This window comes from Actinophytocola sp. (genome assembly GCF_050699935.1).
GTDB lineage: Bacteria > Actinomycetota > Actinomycetes > Mycobacteriales > Pseudonocardiaceae > Actinophytocola.
The window spans coordinates 1-15,607 of the sequence record NZ_JBOHGB010000160.1 but is presented as its reverse complement, the minus strand read 5'-3'; the positions used below and the strand labels follow the sequence as shown (position 1 = coordinate 15,607).

Here is a 15,607-nt window from a genome sequence, read left to right as displayed (position 1 = left end):
TCGGCGCTGTCGATCGCGGAGTGCGCGGAGTTCCTCGACGGCCTGTCGCTGGGCCGCCGCGAGACGATGATCGCCGGCGCGGTGCTCAAGGAGATCCAGGCGCGGCTGCGCTTCCTGCTCGACGTGGGCCTGGACTACCTGTCGCTCGACCGCGGGTCGGGCACGCTGTCCGGCGGCGAGGCGCAGCGCATCAGGCTGGCCACGCAGATCGGATCCGGCCTGGTCGGCGTGCTGTACGTGCTCGACGAGCCGTCGATCGGGTTGCACCAGCGGGACAACCACCGGCTGATGAACACGCTGACCCGGCTGCGCGACCTCGGCAACACGCTGATCGTGGTCGAGCACGACGAGGACACCATCCGCAGCTCGGACTGGGTGGTGGACATCGGACCGGGCGCCGGTGAGCACGGCGGCATGATCGTCCACAGTGGACCGTTCACGAAGCTGCTGAAGAACAAGGCGTCGCTGACCGGGGCGTACCTGTCGGGCCGTGAGGAGATCCCGGTGCCGCCGGTGCGCCGGCCGGCCGACCGCAGGCGGCAGCTGACCGTGGTCGGCGCGCGGGAGCACAACCTGCGCGGCATCGACGTGTCGTTCCCGCTGGGCTGCCTGGTGGCGGTCACGGGGGTGTCCGGGTCCGGCAAGTCGACGCTGGTCAATGACATCCTGGCGACGGTGCTGGCCAACAAGCTCAACGGCGCGCGGCAGGTGCCGGGCCGGCACACCCGGGTGAAGGGGCTCGACCTGGTCGACAAGCTGGTGCGGGTCGACCAGTCACCGATCGGCCGCACCCCGCGCTCGAACCCGGCCACCTACACCGGCGTGTTCGACCACGTGCGCAAGCTGTTCGCGGCCACGACGGAGGCAAAGGTACGCGGCTATCAGCCGGGCCGGTTCTCGTTCAATGTCAAGGGCGGCCGCTGCGAGGCATGCGCGGGCGACGGCACCATCAAGATCGAGATGAACTTCCTCCCGGACGTGTACGTCCCGTGCGAGGTGTGCAAGGGCGACCGGTACAACCGGGAGACGCTGGAGGTGCACTACAAGGGCAAGACCATCTCCGAGGTGCTGGACATGCCGATCGAGGAGGCGGAGAAGTTCTTCGAGCCGATCCGGTCGATCCACCGCCACCTCCGCACCCTGGTCGACGTGGGCCTCGGGTACGTGCGCCTGGGCCAGCCGGCGCCGACGCTGTCCGGCGGCGAGGCCCAGCGCGTGAAGCTGGCCTCCGAACTGCAGAAGCGCTCCACCGGCAAGACGGTCTACGTCCTGGACGAGCCGACAACCGGCCTGCACTTCGAGGACATCCGCAAGCTGATCGGCGTCATCAACGGCTTGGTGGACAAGGGAAACACGGTCATCGTCATCGAGCACAACCTCGACGTGATCAAGACGTCGGACTGGATCGTCGACATGGGTCCGGAGGGCGGCTCGGGCGGCGGCACCATCATCGCCGAGGGAACCCCCGAGGACCTGGCGGACATCGAGGAGAGCTACACGGGCCAGTTCCTCCGCCACGTGCTCGCTTGATCGTCGCGCTCGGGCCCGAGGCCGGGGCGGGGTGGGTTCCGAGGGTGGGTGTCCCTATGACGCTGCTATGTCGCGTCAAGTGCCTTGAGGCGTTGGTGGCCAGGTGGCCTGGTGGTGTTGCTGGAGCAGGCGGATTAGCTGTCGTGCGGATCCTTTTCAGGCAGCGTTTGATGTCGCGGAGGGTTTTGCCTTCTGCTAGCCGGCGTGTGACGTAGGCGCGGGTCGCGGGATCGGTGCGGCTGCGGGTGAGCACGATGGTGTGGAGTGCGCGGTTGAGTCGGTATCGATGGGTGGATGCCGGTGAGCAGGCCACGGATGCGGGTGCCGAGCCGGGTGGCCTCGCGGGCCAGGTCGTCGTCGAACCCGACCAGCACCTCCAACTCGGCCAGCGCGTCGTCACCCACGTCGACCGCCGCAGCGTGTGCGGCCGGGCCGCATCCCTGATGACGAACGCGTCCCGCGCGTCGGTCTTCGCGCGGCCGGGGTGGAGATCGGCGGTGCGGCGCATGGCCGGACCTGGCAGGTAGGCCACCCGGTGGCCACAAGACCGCGCCACCGCGACCGGCAACGCGCCGATCGTGGCCGGCTGATCGACCACGACCAGCAGCGGGCCTCGCGCAGCGAGCTTGTCGAACAACGCCCGAAACCTCGGCTCGCTGTTGGGCAACGGCCCATCATGCACCCGCTTCCCAACCAGGTCCAGGTCGACCGCGTGATGCTCGCCCTTACCCACGTCCAAGCCGAGAAGGACCTTAAACCCGCCGTTCATCCACCATGCTGTTCGCGCGCTGCGGTGGTCGCCGATCGAGCATCGACGGCCGGCACCCACGTTACGACGAGACCTACCCAACAGGCGGCCGTGTCCCTATCAGCGGTCCCTCGATGCCACCAGATTCGGTGACATCACCCCCGGATCATGGGTTCGACTGGGGGCGTTAGTCATGCCGGACCTGGCGACCACGACTCCTTGATCAGGAGCTACGAAAAAGGTAACGAGGGGTGTGCCCGGGCGTGACGGTTCGCGATGCCTGGTTGTGTTGCGGAGGCGGCGGCGCGTTTCGTTGTGTCGGGCCACTTTGGCTCTTGCGGGCCGCGGGTTGGACATCGGGCTGGCTTTGATCGGCGGCCGCCGCTCCTCGTCATCGAGCCACGGCCCGGCCCGCTTACCGGCAGCCACTATCCGACCCCATTGGCCTACGAGCCAGCCGCGGCGAGGTCGAAGGTCACGTCGGTCAGGTCCGACGACCGCTCCCACAACGCGCGTGCCACCTCGGGATCCCGCGCCGCGTTCGATGAGCTCACGAGCTTCGGGTGGCCGTGCTGGCCGGACAACCCGCCCGGCCCGGCGAAGCTTCCGCCCGGAACGTCGGCCACCGCGGCGAACAGGGTCGGCAGCGCGCCCATCTCCGCGCTCTGCGCCACCAGCCGGTTCGCCACCGCCATCAACCGGTCCTGAAACGACTCCGTGTGCGACTGCAGGTTCGTCGACGCGTAACCGGGGTGCGCCGCCACGGCGCGCAGGGGGGAGCCGGCGTCGGTCAGACGGCGGGTCAGTTCGTGAGTGAACAGCAGGTTCGCCAGCTTGGACTGCCCGTACGCCCGCCACCGGGAGTACCGCCGGCGCGTCCAGTTCAGATCGTCCAGCGTGATGCGGCCGATCCGGTGCGCCTCGCTCGACACCGTCACCACGCGGTCGCGTATCCGGGGGAGCAGCAGGCCCGTCAGCGCGAAGTGGCCCAGGTGGTTGGTGCCGAACTGCATCTCGAAGCCGTCCGCCGTGCGGCGGTGCGGGGTGGCCATCACGCCGGCGTTGTTGATCAGCAGGTCCACGTCATCGGTCACCGAGTTGGCGAAGGTGCGGACCGAGGCCAGGTCGGCGAGGTCGAGCGCGCGGACCTCGACGTCGCCGGAGAGCCCGGCCGCGGCGGTCGTGCCCTTCGACACGTCGCGGCAGGCCATGATCACCCGCGCTCCCGCACGAGCCAGCTCGCGAGCCGTGACCAGCCCGATTCCGCTGTTCGCCCCGGTCACCATCGCCGTGCGTCCACTTTGGTCTGGGACGTCCTGTGCGGTCCATTTCGCCATGACGGCACTCTAGTCAAAGGCATACTCGACGGTGTGACGCTCAACCACTATTGGTTCCGGGACGTCTGGTCGGTCTCCGCCACCGCGGCCCGGGTCTTCGACGCGCTCGTCGATCTCGCCAACTGGCCCCGCTGGTGGCCGGACGTCCGTTCCGTGCACAAGATCGACGACGGCACCGCCGAGCTCACCTGCCGTGCGCTCCTGCCCTACGCCCTCACCTTCCGCGTGCACCGCGCCGAGCAGGACCACACCGCCGGGCTGCTCCGCGTCGTCATGACCGGCGACCTCGAGGGCTCCTGCACGGGCGTCGTCGGTGCCCATCACACCGGCTCGCGGCTCGACATCGACCAACGCGTCGTGGTCAACAAGCGCCTCCTGCGCACCTTCGCGCCCATCGCCCGGCCGCTCTTCCGCGCCAACCACGCCGCCATGATGTGGCGCGGCCAGCGTGGCCTGCGTGGCTACCTAGCGCCAGGATCCCAGCACCGTCCGGACGTCGGCACGTAGCCGCTGCGTCAGCCGCCCGTTCGGCGCCAGCGCCCAGTCCAGCTGTGCCCCGTGGGCCAGGCTCGCCACGATCCGGGCCGCGCGGGCCGGCGGGGGTGCGCCGGGCAGCGCGGCCGCCGCGAGCAGTGAGCCCAGGACCTCGCATACCCGGGCACGCAGCACGGCGAGGCCCTCGCGCAGCTTCGGGTCGCTCATGTCGACCCCCAGCTGCGCCAGGTGGTTGGTGGTCGTCGCCGGGTCGGCCACGCCCTCCGCGGTGACCAGTACCGCCGCCACGATCGACGCGACCGGGTCGGCGTGCCGGGCCGCGGCCGCGCGCATCCGCTCCGCCACGTCGTCCGACGCCGCCGTCATCATCGCCAGCAGCAGGCCGTGCTTCGAGCCGAACCGGCCGGACACCGTGCCGACGGCGACACCCGCGTCCGCCGCCACCTGCGCCAGCGTGAAGCCCGGCCCGTGCCGGCCGATCGCCCGGCCGCAGGCCGCCATCAGCTCGTCGTCGGAGATCTTGCGCGGCCGGCCCACCGAATTATTGAACCACGAATCATAAAGTCGTAGTATCCGAATGACGGTTCAAAAAAGGGAGCGCGATGGCAACCTGGCAGGAGATCGAGAAGGAGGCGCCGGAGTTCGCCGAGCGGGTGCGTGCCGTGTTCGGCGCCGGTACCAACAAGACCATCGCCACGTTGCGCGCCGACGGCTCGCCCCGGATCAGTGCCTCGGAGCTCGACTTCGCCGACGGCGAGGTCACGTTCGGCATGATGGGCGGCTCGATGAAGCTGCGCGACGTCCGGCGGGACGGCCGGATCGCGGTGCACAGCCCGACCCTCGAGCCACCCAAGGAGGGCGGCTGGTCCGGCGACGCCAAGCTGGCCGGCCGCGCCGTGGAGATCCCGGCACCGCCGGACAACCCGCACGAGGGCGCCGGCTTCTTCCGGATCGACATCACCGAGGTCGCGCTGACCTACCTCGGCGAGCCGGCCGACCACCTCGTGATCGAGTCGTGGCACCCCGGCCGCGGCCACCGCCGCCGGACCCGGACCTGAGACCGGCCGCCGTGATACGGCCAGGCTGGCCGGCCCGAGCCGCGCTACCAGTGGGACCCGGCATAAGTCGGGCGATCAGGCCGTTCTGCTAATCTGTAGGACGCGACCAGCCTCGTGCCAACGAGGCCGCGAAGTGGAGCCCCGCTCCCACCCGAGTCACCGCAGGTGGCCGGGTTCCGGTCGCCGCGGCCGGTGTCGCTCGTCGACTCCGGTGGCGGTGTCTCGACAACCAGTGTCGAGGATCGGTCGGAAGCGGGCCCCGCGCACCCACAGTGTGCGGGGTTCGTGCTGTGTGTGGGGTTTCGGGACGCGGGTGTCGCCAGAACAGAGAACTCGGCCCGAGGAGGCCCCATCAGCTCCGACACACGTATCAATGACCGCATCCGAGTCCCGGAGGTCCGACTGGTTGGACCGAACGGAGAGCAGGTCGGGATCGTGCGCATCGAGGACGCACTTCGACTGGCTCAGGAGGCGGACCTGGACCTCGTGGAGGTTGCCCCCCAAGCACGACCGCCGGTCTGCAGGCTCATGGACTACGGCAAGTACAAGTACGAGAGCGCGCAGAAGGCGCGGGAGTCCCGCCGAAACCAGCAGCTCACCGTGATCAAGGAGCAGAAGCTCCGCCCGAAGATCGACACACACGACTACGAGACCAAGAGGGGCCACGTCATGCGGTTCCTCGAGCACGGGAACAAGGTCAAGGTGACGATCATGTTCCGTGGCCGCGAGCAGTCCCGGCCGGAGCTCGGCTTCCGCCTGCTGCAGCGCCTCGCCGACGACGTGGCCAACCTCGGCTTCGTCGAGGCGGCGCCGAAGCAGGACGGCCGAAACATGATCATGGTGCTGGCGCCGCACAAGACGCAGAAGACGCGGCCCAAGGCGAGCGCGGGCACCGACACGAACTGACCGGCCGGAGCGTCCGGCAAGGACACGGAGCGACCTGAGACGACGCTCCGGTAGACGAGCACGAGGACTGACATGCCAAAGAACAAGACCCACTCCGGCACGGCGAAGCGGATCCGGATCACCGGCAGGGGGAAGCTGCGCCGGCAGAAGGCCGGCATGCGGCACAAGCTGGAGAAGAAGCCCAGCACACTGACCCGGCGCCTGTCCGGCACGACCGAGGTCGCCCCGCAGGACGTCAAGCGCATCAAGAAGCTGCTCGGCCGTTGAGTCGCATTCCTTTCCATGACCACCCGGGCAGCGTTCGCGCCGCCCTCTAGATCGACAGGATTGAACCGTGGCACGCGTCAAGCGGGCGGTCAACGCCCACAAGAAGCGCCGGACGACCCTCGAGCTGGCCAGTGGCTACCGGGGTCAGCGCTCGCGGCTGTACCGCAAGGCGAAGGAGCAGATGCTCCACTCGCTCAACTACGCCTACCGGGACCGCCGGGCCCGCAAGGGTGACTTCCGCCAGCTGTGGATCACCCGCATCAACGCCGCGGCTCGTCAGAACGGCATGACCTACAACCGCTTCATCCAGGGTCTCAAGGCAGCCGGTGTCGAGGTGGACCGCAAGATCCTCGCCGAGCTCGCGGTCAACGACCCCAACGCCTTCGCGGCGCTGGTGGACGTGGCCCGCGAGAAGGCCGACCCGCAGGGCAAGGCTTCCTGAACCCGCAGGTGACGCGACCCGGGGACGGTCCTTTCACGGAGAGGACGCCCCGGGTCACTGCTGCTCGGGCCCTGACCAGGCGCGCCGGCCGGGTCAAGGCCGGCCGCTTCCTCGCCGAGGGCGCCCAGGCCGTGCGCGAGGCGCTGCGCTGGAGCATCGCCGGACGCGGCGTCGTGCACGAGGTGTTCGCCGTGTCGATGCCCGGCGACCTCGCGGCGCTGGCCGCCGAGGCCGGCGTGCCGGTGTCGGCGGTGACCGAGCGCGCCGCGGCCGGCCTGTCCGAGACGGTCACACCGCAGGGCGTCGTCGCCGTCTGCGACCTCGTCGACGTCCCGATCGACACCGCGCTCGCCGGATCGCCACGGCTGGTCGCCGTGCTGGCCGGCGTGTCCGACCCCGGCAACGCGGGCACCGTGATCCGCGTGGCGGACGCGGCCGGCGCCGACGCCGTGGTGCTGGCGGGCCACGCGGTCGACCCGCACAACGGCAAGTGCGTCCGCGCGTCCACCGGCAGCGTGTTCCACCTGCCCGTCTCGCGCGCGCCGGTCGCCGAGGTGCTCGACGCGTGCCGCGCCGCGGGTCTGCGGCTGGTCGCGGCCGACGGGCACGCCTCCGACGACCTGATGTCCGACACCGGCCTGGCCGGCCCGACCGCGTGGGTCTTCGGCAGCGAGGCGCACGGCCTGCCCGACGACGTCGTCGCCACGCTGGACCACGCGCTGCGCGTCCCGGTCTACGGCGACGCGGAGAGCCTCAACCTCGCGACCGCGGCCGCCGTCTGCCTGTACGCCACGGCCTGGCGGCAGCGAGCGCCGCGCTCAGGGTAGGTTCTGGGCACTCGAGCGACTGGGGGGTGGCCCGATGGGCCGGTTCGCGACATCGTGGCGGATGTTCAAGGCGTCGTGGCACGTACTGCACTCGCGCAAGGAGCTGGCCGTCTTTCCGGTCCTCTCCGGGGTCGCGGGCCTGCTGGTCGCGGTCGTCTTCCTGACCCCGGCCGTGTTCACGATCGACTTCGACAGCGGGTCGACGACCCCCGCCACGTACCTGCTGCTGCTCGCCTTCTACCTCGTCTCGGCCTATGTCGCGATCTTCTTCAACACCGCGCTGATCTCGCAGGCCAACGTCGCGCTGACCGGCGGCGACCCGAGCGTGGCCGGCGGGCTGCGGGTGGCCGGCGCCAACTGGCTGCGGATCCTGCCGTGGGCGCTGCTGTCCGCCACCGTCTCGCTGGTGCTGCGGGCGATCGAGGAGCGGCTGGGCTTCCTCGGCCGGATCGTCATCGGGCTGATCGGCATGGCGTGGACCCTCGTCACCTACCTGGTGCTGCCGGTGCTGGTGCTCGAGCGGACCGGCGCCCGCGACGCCATCCGCCGCTCGGCGACCATGTTCCGCGGCACCTGGGGCGAGAACGTGCTGGGCAACGCCGGCATCGGCGTGTTCGGGTTCCTGCTGTTCCTGCCGTGCGTCCTGCTCGTCGGGCTGGGCACCGCGGCCGGCGGCGCGACGTTGCTCGCCTGCGTGATCATCGCGGTCGGGTGGGGCCTGCTCGTCGCGATCATCATCGCCGCGCTGTCCGGGATCTACCGGACCGCGCTGTACCGCTACGCCGCCGACGGCACCTCGGCGGCCGCGTTCGCCGACACCGACCTCGGTCACGCCTTTCCGCCACGACGTCGCTGACCACGGCACATTTTCGGACGTCACGGAAACTGCGTGTGAGGCGATTCATCCGATCACCTAGGATCACAGTGCTCGGGGTAGGCACAGCCGTCTCGCCCACGGGCAACCATTGCCACCATTCCCGGGAGCTGTTCACCCATCATGTCCGCCGCTAACGACTCCTACGATCCCAAGCAGGTCGCGGCGCTCGCGCCGGAGACGCTGCAGGCCGCCGTCGAGCGGGCGCGCAAGGAGTTCTCGGCCGCGGCTGACCTGGACGCACTGGCGGCCGTCAAGCCCGCCCACCTCGGGGACAAGGCGCCGCTGATGATCGCCCGCCGCGAGATCGGCGCGCTGCCACCGAACGCGCGCTCCGACGCGGGCAAGCGGGTCAACGAGGTACAGAAGGTCGTCCGCGAGGCGTTCGACGCGCGCCGCGCGGAGCTCGAGGCCGAGCGTGACGAGCGGGTGCTGTGCGAGGAGGGCGTGGACGTCACGCTGCCCTGGGACCGTGTCCCGCGCGGCGCCCGGCACCCGATCACCACGCTCTCCGAGCGGATCGCCGACGTGTTCGTCGGGATGGGCTACGAGATCGCGGAGGGGCCCGAGCTCGAGACCGAGTGGTTCAACTTCGACGCGCTGAACTTCAAGAAGGACCATCCGGCGCGGACCATGCAGGACACGTTCTACGTCGCGCCCGCGGACTCGGGCCTGGTGCTGCGCACGCACACCTCGCCGGTGCAGATCCGCGCGCTGCTCGAGCGCGACCTGCCGGTGTACGTCGTCTGCCCCGGCCGCACGTTCCGTACCGACGAGCTGGACGCCACCCACACGCCGGTGTTCCACCAGGTCGAGGGGCTGGCCGTGGACAAGGGCCTGACCATGGCGCATCTCAAGGGCACGCTGGATGCCTTCGCCCGCGCCATGTTCGGCGACAAGGCCAAGATCCGCCTGCGCCCGTCGTACTTCCCGTTCACCGAGCCCTCCGCCGAGCCGGACGTGTGGTTCGAGGAGAAGAAGGGCGGCCCGGGCTGGGTCGAGTGGGGTGGCTGCGGCATGGTGAACCCCAACGTCCTGCGGGCCTGCGGGGTCGACCCGGATGTCTACTCCGGCTACGCGTTCGGCATGGGCATCGAGCGGACCCTCCAGTTCCGCAACGGCATTCCGGACATGCGGGACATGGTGGAGGGCGACGCCCGGTTCACCGTGCCGTTCGGCACCGAGGCGTCCTGAGCGCCGCCGACACATCTGTTCGTAGTTACCGAAAGGACAACCCGGTGCGGGTTCCCGTCAGCTGGCTCACCGAGCACCTCGAGACGGACGAGAGGTTCACCGCGGAACAGCTCGCGGACGCCTTCGTTCGGGTCGGCATCGAGGTCGAGGAGGTCACCCCGCTCGGCGAGGTGACCGGTCCGGTCGTGGTCGGCCGGGTGGCCGAGATCGAGGAGCTCACCGAGTTCAAGAAGCCGATCCGCTACTGCATGGTCGAGGTCGCCGAGCCCGACGACGGCCCGGACGACGCGGGCGAGCCGCGGATGCGCGGGATCGTTTGCGGCGCAACGAACTTCGTGGAGGGTGACCTGGTGATCGTCGCCCTGCCCGGTGCCGTGCTGGCCGGCGGGTTCGCGATCTCGGCGCGCAACACCTACGGCCGGGTCAGCGACGGCATGATCTGCTCGGTCCGCGAGCTGGGCCTCGGCGACGACCACACGGGCATCCTCGTGCTGCCCAGCGGCGAGGCCGGCGCCGGTGACGACGCGATCGAGCTGCTCGGGCTGGACGAGTCGGTCATCGAGCTGTCGATCACGCCCGACCGCGGGTACGCGTTCTCCGTGCGCGGCCTGGCCCGCGAGCTGGCGTGCGCGCTGGACGTGCAGTACCGCGACCCGGCGGCGATCGACGTGCCGGTCGCCGAGGGCGACGCGTTCCCGGTGGAGATCGAGGACACCGAGGGCTGCCAGCGGTTCGTGGCCCGCCGGGTCACCGGTGTCGACCCGACCGCGCCGACGCCGTGGTGGGTGCGCCGCCGGCTGCTGCTCGCCGGCATCCGGTCGATCTCGCTGACCGTCGACGTCACCAACTACGTGATGCTCGAGACCGGCCAGCCGATGCACGCGTTCGACACCCCGTCGCTCAAGAGCCGGATCGTCGTGCGGCGGGCCGCGAAGGGCGAGAAGCTGACCACGCTGGACGACATCGAGCGTGAGCTCGACCCCGACGACATCGTCGTGTGCGACGAGTCCGGGCCGGTGTCACTGGCCGGCGTCATGGGCGGTGCGACCAGCGAGGTGCGCACGGACAGCACGGACATCCTGCTCGAGGCCGCCATCTGGGACCCGGCGTCGATCGCCCGCGCGGTGCGCCGGCACCGGCTGCCGAGCGAGGCGGCCAAGCGGTTCGAGCGCTGCGTCGACCCGCTGCTGCCGCCGGCCGCCCTGGAGCGGGCCGCCCGGTTGCTGCGCGACCACGCCGACGGCAGCATCCAGCCCGGCCGCAGCGACGCCGGCGCCGCCCGCCCGCTGCCGACCGTGACGATGGCGATCAGCCTGCCCGACCGGGTCGCCGGCATCAGCTACGAGCGGGGCGTGACCGTGCGGCGGCTGAACCAGATCGGCTGCGGCACCGAGGTCGGCTCCGCGGACAACGGCACGCCGATCGTCAAGGTGCAGCCGCCGAGCTGGCGGCCGGACCTGGCCGAGCCGGCCGACCTGGTCGAGGAGGTGCTGCGGCTCGAGGGCTACGACACCATCCCGTCCGAGCTGCCCGCCGCGCCACCCGGCACGGGGACCACCGCCGCGCAGCGCCGCCGCCGAACGGTGGCCCGGGCGCTCGCGGAGGCCGGGTACATCGAGGTGCTGCCGTTCCCGTTCGTCTCCCCGGCCGTATGGGACTCCCTCGGCCTGGCCCCCGACGACAGCCGTCGGCGCACGGTGTCGCTGCTGAACCCGATGGAGGCCGACCGCAGCGAGCTGGCCACCACGCTGTTGCCGAGCATGCTCGACGTGCTGGTGCGCAACGTCTCCCGAGGGACGCGCGACGTCGGCTTGTTCCACATAGGACAGGTTGTGTTGCCGAAGGGGAGGCAGGTGCCCGTGCCGTCGGTCGGCGTGGCCGGTCGCCCGAGCGACTCGGAGCTGGCGAGCCTGCACGCCGCGCTGCCCCAGCAGCCGACCCACGTGGCCGTCGTGCTCTCCGGGCACCGCGAGCGTGCGGGCTGGTGGGGTCCCGGCACCCCGGCGAGCTGGGCGGACGCCGTGCGCGCGGCGCAGCTCGTCGCCGAGGCATCCGGGGTGACGCTGACCGTGCGGTCCGGCGAACTCGCCCCGTGGCATCCGGGCCGGTGCGCGCAGCTGCTGGTCGGCGAGCTGCCGGTCGGCTATGCCGGCGAGCTGCACCCCAAGGTCGTCGACCGGCTGGGCCTGCCGAAGCGCACCTGCGCGATGGAGCTGAAGCTGGACGGGCTGCCGCTCGTGGAGCGCCGGCCCGCGCCCGCGCCGTCGCCGTACCCGCCCGTGCTGCTGGACGTGGCGTTGGTCGTCGACGTGTCCGTGCCGGTCGCCGAGGTTGCCGGCGCGCTGCGCAACGGCGGCGGAGACCTGCTCGAGGACCTGAGCCTGTTCGACGTGTTCACCGGTGAGCAGGTCGGCGGGGGCAAGCGGTCGCTCGCCTACGCGCTCCGGTTCCGGGCTCCGGACCGGACTCTGACCGTCGAGGAGGCGACCGCCGCGCGGGACGCCGCCGTGGCCGCGGCGGGGGCGCGGTTCGGGGCGACGCTGCGCGCCTGAGCTTGTTGTTTAATCAGGTAGCGTCGGTGCGGGCATGCCCAGGCGCGGGCCTGGGATCGGTGCACCCACGCCTGACTCACCGCGGCCCCTGGCTGGACCACGACGGCGAACTGCCTCTTGTCGAGGGCACCGCGATCCGTTTCCAGGTCGAACATCTGCCTGGCGACCGGGACCCCAAACCGGTGTGGCTGTGGTCCTCGGTCACCGACGCCAGCGCCGAACTGGTCGACCTGCTCTGGCAGGCATTCCTGCGCCGATTCGACCTCGAACACACCTTCCGGCTGTTCAAGCAGACCCTGGGATGGACCCGCCCCAAACCGCGCGCGCCCGAATCAGCCGACCGCTGGACGTGGCTGATCCTGGCCATCCACACACAACTGCGGCTGGCCCGCCCCACCGTCGAGGATCACCGCCGGCCTTGGGAGAAACCGGTCACCAAGCCCCGCCGACTGACTCCCGCCCGCGTCCGGCGAGGGTTTCGCAACCTCCGCCCAACAACCACTCACCCAGCAGCCACACCGAAACCATCCCGACCCGGTCCTGGACGCCCACTCGGCGCGACGAACCACAAACCAGCGCCCCGTCACAACATCGGCAAGACCGTCAAACGTAACCTCAGCCTCGAACAACACCAAAGCCACCCAGGTCAAACAACAAGCTGAGCCCGGACTCCCTCCAGTCAGGTGTGCGTGCGGTTCAGGGGTAGCCAGCCGACGGCGTGCGCCACCGCCTTGTCCACCTCGAACAGGCGGCACACCGCCTGACCCACCCGGCCCCTCGTGACCGCGCCCGTGCTCTCGAAGCTCTCGCCCAGGGCGGCGAAGTCGTCGCTGTCGGTGGCCACGTCCCGGTACGTGATCCACTCCCGGCCGCCGTCCTCGGTCAGAACGGCGGCGCCGAACTCCGTCGAGGGTGCCGGCACACGGTACTCGGCCAGGTGGAACGCCGTGCACGAGTGAAAGCCCACGCCCAACAGCAGCACCCGCGCGCCGGCACGCTCCAGCGCGGCGAGCGGGGAGTGCTCACCGAGATGGCTGTCCAGCCGGTGCTCGGCCATCAGCTCGCGGGCGGCCGGGCCGACCGCCGCGAACGACGCGTGCGGATGGTTGCTGCGTACGGCGCCCGGCCACAGCCGGACCAGCTCGCCGATCGCGCCGATGCCGATGCTCGGCGTGATCCGTGGGTCGAAGGCGGGCATCGTGTCCCGGATGACGGGCCACCACTCCTCGGGCACGGGAGGACGTGACCAGTGCCGGGGGTCCGAGTTGCCCATCGTCTGGGTCGGGGCCACCAGCGTGCCCTCGGGCCCGAGCGCGTCGAGCAGCGCCTGGACGACCGCGACCGCGCCGCCGCAGACCCAGCCGAACGAGCTCAGCGAGGCGTGTACGAGCACCGTCTCGCCCTGGCGCACGCCGAGCCGCGTGAGTTCGGTGGCGATGGTGGCGCGAGTCTGGGGTCCTGCTGGCATGCCTCCATCTTGCCGGGATCAAAGGTGTTTGGTCGCCTCCCTCCGGGACAGCGGCGACAGTGCCGGGTGGGCGTCGACGAACGCGCGCACCCACGCGGGCTCGGTGCGCGCGAACTGCCGCAGCGCCCAGCCGATGCCCTTGCGGATGAAGAACTCCCGGTCGCCGAGGTTGGCCTCGATGCTGTGGGTGAGCAGCTTCGTGTCGGTGTCCTCCTTGGACCCGAGCTGGCAGATGATCGACGTGCGGCGGCGCCACAGGTCGGCGTCGGTGGCCCACCGCCACAGCACGGGAGTGACCGTGTCGCGGTAGGCCCGCAGTAACGGCCCGACCCGCCGGCTCGCCACGTCGTCCACATAGTCCCACCAGGCGCCGGTGACGATCAGCTCCTCGTACATCGGCAGCAGGCCGGGCTCCTGCCAGCCGGCGTAGCGGCGGTGCCCGGTGAGGTCGATGGCCAGGTATCGCTCCTCCCGGTACTCCGCGGCCCGCCACAGCGACAGCACCGTGGCCCGCCATGCGTCCACATCGGACAGTGGGTGCTCGGCGACCAGGCGTCGGACCAGTGCGCGGCGCTCCGGCGAGGGCACTCCGCGAAAGGGCATCTCGGACTTCATGTACCGCCGCATGTCCGGCGCCTTGCGCGGGTCGGCCAGCTCGGCCAGCCCACCGCGGGCGGCTGCGAGCAACGGTGCGGAGGCGATGGCGGGTGTGTCCATGACCGGGAAGCTACGCGGGACCACCGACAGAATGTCGTGTCCGGTAACCGACGCGTCGCGGAGCGTGCGGTCACGATCTTATAAATCGACGGATGGCGTATTCCCTAGCGGGGGTGCTGCGGGCAGGCTCTGCCGGTGTCCCTGAGCAGGACGGGATCCCAGGGACGACAAGTAGAAGAAAAGGGGCAAAGTGAACAGACTCGTTGCCGTCACGGCGGCGGCGGTTGTTGTGGTCGGCGGGTTGGTCGTCGCTCCACTTGCGACTGCCGACCAGACCGAGCCCGCCAGCAGTCACAAGGAGTACACACCGCCCCCCATCGAATGGGGTGAGTGCGAGAACCCGACCTTGGTCGAGGCGGGCGCTCAGTGCGGTTTTGTGGAGGTTCCGCTCGACTACAACAAGCCGAACGGTGAAAAAATCAAGCTGGCCGTGTCACGGGTGACCCACAAGGGCCCGGACGACGAGTACCAGGGCCCGATGCTCGTGAACCCGGGCGGCCCCGGTGGATCCGGCCTCATCTACGCGATCTTCGGGGACTTCGTCCCGAACGGCGCCGGTGACGACTACGACTGGGTCGGCTTCGACCCGCGCGGTGTCGGCTCCAGTCAGCCGTCGCTGAGCTGTGACCCCGAGTTCGACGGGTACAACCGGCCGTTCTACGTGCCGATCACCCCGGGTATCGAGCGCGCGTGGCTGAAGCGGTCCAAGAACTATGCGAAGGACTGCAAGCGGGCCGGCGGCAAGCTGCTCGACCACCTGACCACGATCGAAGCGGCCAAGGACCTGGACAGCATCCGCAAGGCGCTGGGTGCCGAGCAGATCAACTACTACGGGTTCTCGTACGGCACCTACCTCGGTCAGGTGTACGGCACGATGTTCCCGGACCGGTTCCGCCGCGTGGTCTTCGACGGCAACGTGAACCCGACGCGTGTCTGGTACGACGCCAACATCGACCAGGACATCGCGTTCGACCGCAACATCAAGGTCTACTGGGAGTGGGTCGCCAAGTACGACAGCATCTACCACCTGGGCGACACCGCCGCTGAGGTCGAGAGGCTGTACTACTCCGAGCAAACCAAGCTGCTGCGCAAGCCGGCGGCCGACAAGATCGGGCCGTCCGAGTGGACCGACATCTTCCTGTCCGCCGCGTACTACGTGTACGGCTGGGAGGACGTGGCCAACGCGTTCGCC

General features: G+C 70.3%; 16 protein-coding genes and 2 pseudogenes. 12 read left to right on the top strand and 6 right to left on the bottom strand.

All coding sequences use genetic code 11. From position 1 onward, the window contains the following. On the top strand, positions 1-1,530 hold a 1,530-nt coding region (gene uvrA, locus ACRDTB_RS32360), incomplete at its 5' end, for an excinuclease ABC subunit UvrA (RefSeq protein ID WP_431436003.1). Between the two features lie 151 nt (positions 1,531-1,681). Here the strand turns inward: uvrA and ACRDTB_RS32355 are convergent. The 3 genes and pseudogenes from ACRDTB_RS32355 to ACRDTB_RS32345 all read right to left on the bottom strand — a co-directional run. After that, positions 1,682-1,810 (bottom strand): annotated as a pseudogene (locus tag ACRDTB_RS32355) (IS110 family transposase); the annotation flags it as partial. Then, positions 1,788-2,299: pseudogene (locus tag ACRDTB_RS32350) on the bottom strand (IS110 family transposase); the annotation flags it as partial. The pseudogenes ACRDTB_RS32355 and ACRDTB_RS32350, both read right to left, overlap by 23 nt. A gap of 425 nt (positions 2,300-2,724) precedes the next feature. After that, entirely contained in the window at positions 2,725-3,615 is an 891-nt protein-coding gene (locus ACRDTB_RS32345) for an oxidoreductase (RefSeq protein WP_431436002.1), read from the bottom strand. 33 nt (positions 3,616-3,648) lie between these two features. On the opposite strand from ACRDTB_RS32345, the gene ACRDTB_RS32340 reads away from it, so the two are divergent. Further along, positions 3,649-4,122, top strand: coding sequence for an SRPBCC family protein (locus tag ACRDTB_RS32340; protein ID WP_431436001.1), 474 nt, complete (start codon positions 3,649-3,651; stop codon positions 4,120-4,122). Here ACRDTB_RS32340 and ACRDTB_RS32335 read toward each other — a convergent pair. Then, entirely contained in the window at positions 4,081-4,647 is a 567-nt protein-coding gene (locus ACRDTB_RS32335; RefSeq protein WP_431436000.1) for a TetR/AcrR family transcriptional regulator, read from the bottom strand. The two genes, ACRDTB_RS32340 and ACRDTB_RS32335, sit on opposite strands and share 42 nt — an antisense overlap. A gap of 65 nt (positions 4,648-4,712) precedes the next feature. Here ACRDTB_RS32335 and ACRDTB_RS32330 point away from each other — a divergent pair, with 65 nt between their 5' ends. The 9 genes from ACRDTB_RS32330 to ACRDTB_RS32290 all read left to right on the top strand — a co-directional run bounded on the left by ACRDTB_RS32330 (position 4,713) and on the right by ACRDTB_RS32290 (position 12,892). Then, positions 4,713-5,168, top strand: coding sequence for a pyridoxamine 5'-phosphate oxidase family protein (locus tag ACRDTB_RS32330; protein ID WP_431435999.1), 456 nt, complete (start codon positions 4,713-4,715; stop codon positions 5,166-5,168). A 294-nt stretch (positions 5,169-5,462) separates the two neighbouring features. Further along, positions 5,463-6,074 carry a translation initiation factor IF-3 gene (gene infC / locus ACRDTB_RS32325; protein WP_431435998.1) on the top strand — a complete coding sequence of 204 codons (612 nt, stop codon included), beginning with the start codon at positions 5,463-5,465 and terminating at the stop codon, positions 6,072-6,074. A 72-nt stretch (positions 6,075-6,146) separates the two neighbouring features. Beyond that, a complete protein-coding gene (gene rpmI, locus ACRDTB_RS32320) occupies positions 6,147-6,341 on the top strand; it encodes a 50S ribosomal protein L35 (protein WP_431435997.1) in 195 nt (64 codons plus the stop codon). A 67-nt stretch (positions 6,342-6,408) separates the two neighbouring features. After that, a complete protein-coding gene (rplT, locus tag ACRDTB_RS32315; protein WP_431435996.1) occupies positions 6,409-6,783 on the top strand; it encodes a 50S ribosomal protein L20 in 375 nt (124 codons plus the stop codon). Between the two features lie 8 nt (positions 6,784-6,791). Next, positions 6,792-7,610, top strand: coding sequence for a TrmH family RNA methyltransferase (locus tag ACRDTB_RS32310; RefSeq protein ID WP_431435995.1), 819 nt, complete (start codon positions 6,792-6,794; stop codon positions 7,608-7,610). 34 nt (positions 7,611-7,644) lie between these two features. Then, on the top strand, positions 7,645-8,466 hold the full coding sequence (locus ACRDTB_RS32305) for a DUF6159 family protein (RefSeq protein ID WP_431435994.1): 822 nt from the start codon (positions 7,645-7,647) through the stop codon (positions 8,464-8,466). A 141-nt stretch (positions 8,467-8,607) separates the two neighbouring features. Next, complete coding sequence (gene pheS, locus ACRDTB_RS32300) at positions 8,608-9,678, top strand: phenylalanine--tRNA ligase subunit alpha (RefSeq protein ID WP_431435993.1); 1,071 nt, start codon at positions 8,608-8,610, stop codon at positions 9,676-9,678. A 44-nt stretch (positions 9,679-9,722) separates the two neighbouring features. Continuing rightward, on the top strand, positions 9,723-12,230 hold the full coding sequence (gene pheT / locus ACRDTB_RS32295; RefSeq protein ID WP_431435992.1) for a phenylalanine--tRNA ligase subunit beta: 2,508 nt from the start codon (positions 9,723-9,725) through the stop codon (positions 12,228-12,230). Positions 12,231-12,289: 59 nt separating this feature from the next. Then, positions 12,290-12,892: a hypothetical protein gene (locus ACRDTB_RS32290; RefSeq protein ID WP_431435991.1), complete on the top strand. Its 603-nt coding sequence runs from the start codon at positions 12,290-12,292 to the stop codon at positions 12,890-12,892. Positions 12,893-12,909: 17 nt separating this feature from the next. Here the strand turns inward: ACRDTB_RS32290 and ACRDTB_RS32285 are convergent, their stop codons facing one another. Continuing rightward, positions 12,910-13,698 carry an aminoglycoside N(3)-acetyltransferase gene (locus ACRDTB_RS32285; RefSeq protein WP_431435990.1) on the bottom strand — a complete coding sequence of 263 codons (789 nt, stop codon included), beginning with the start codon at positions 13,696-13,698 and terminating at the stop codon, positions 12,910-12,912. Between the two features lie 18 nt (positions 13,699-13,716). Next, the gene (locus tag ACRDTB_RS32280; protein WP_431435989.1) at positions 13,717-14,415 is read right to left on the bottom strand and encodes a DNA alkylation repair protein; all 699 of its coding nucleotides are present in this window, start codon (positions 14,413-14,415) and stop codon (positions 13,717-13,719) included. Positions 14,416-14,791: 376 nt separating this feature from the next. Here ACRDTB_RS32280 and ACRDTB_RS32275 point away from each other — a divergent pair. Further along, on the top strand, positions 14,792-15,607 hold an 816-nt coding region (locus ACRDTB_RS32275; RefSeq protein ID WP_431435988.1), incomplete at its 3' end, for an alpha/beta fold hydrolase.

Excerpts from the sequence above, each read along its gene's own strand:
- ACRDTB_RS32345 (WP_431436002.1), bottom strand. The coding sequence starts at position 3,615 with ATGGCGAAATGGACCGCACAGGACGTCCCAGACCAAAGTGGACGCACG.
- ACRDTB_RS32330 (WP_431435999.1), top strand. The coding sequence starts at position 4,713 with ATGGCAACCTGGCAGGAGATCGAGAAGGAGGCGCCGGAGTTCGCCGAG.
- rpmI (WP_431435997.1), top strand. The coding sequence starts at position 6,147 with ATGCCAAAGAACAAGACCCACTCCGGCACGGCGAAGCGGATCCGGATC.
- ACRDTB_RS32305 (WP_431435994.1), top strand. The coding sequence starts at position 7,645 with ATGGGCCGGTTCGCGACATCGTGGCGGATGTTCAAGGCGTCGTGGCAC.
- pheS (WP_431435993.1), top strand. The coding sequence starts at position 8,608 with ATGTCCGCCGCTAACGACTCCTACGATCCCAAGCAGGTCGCGGCGCTC.
- ACRDTB_RS32285 (WP_431435990.1), bottom strand. The coding sequence starts at position 13,698 with ATGCCAGCAGGACCCCAGACTCGCGCCACCATCGCCACCGAACTCACG.
- ACRDTB_RS32280 (WP_431435989.1), bottom strand. The coding sequence starts at position 14,415 with ATGGACACACCCGCCATCGCCTCCGCACCGTTGCTCGCAGCCGCCCGC.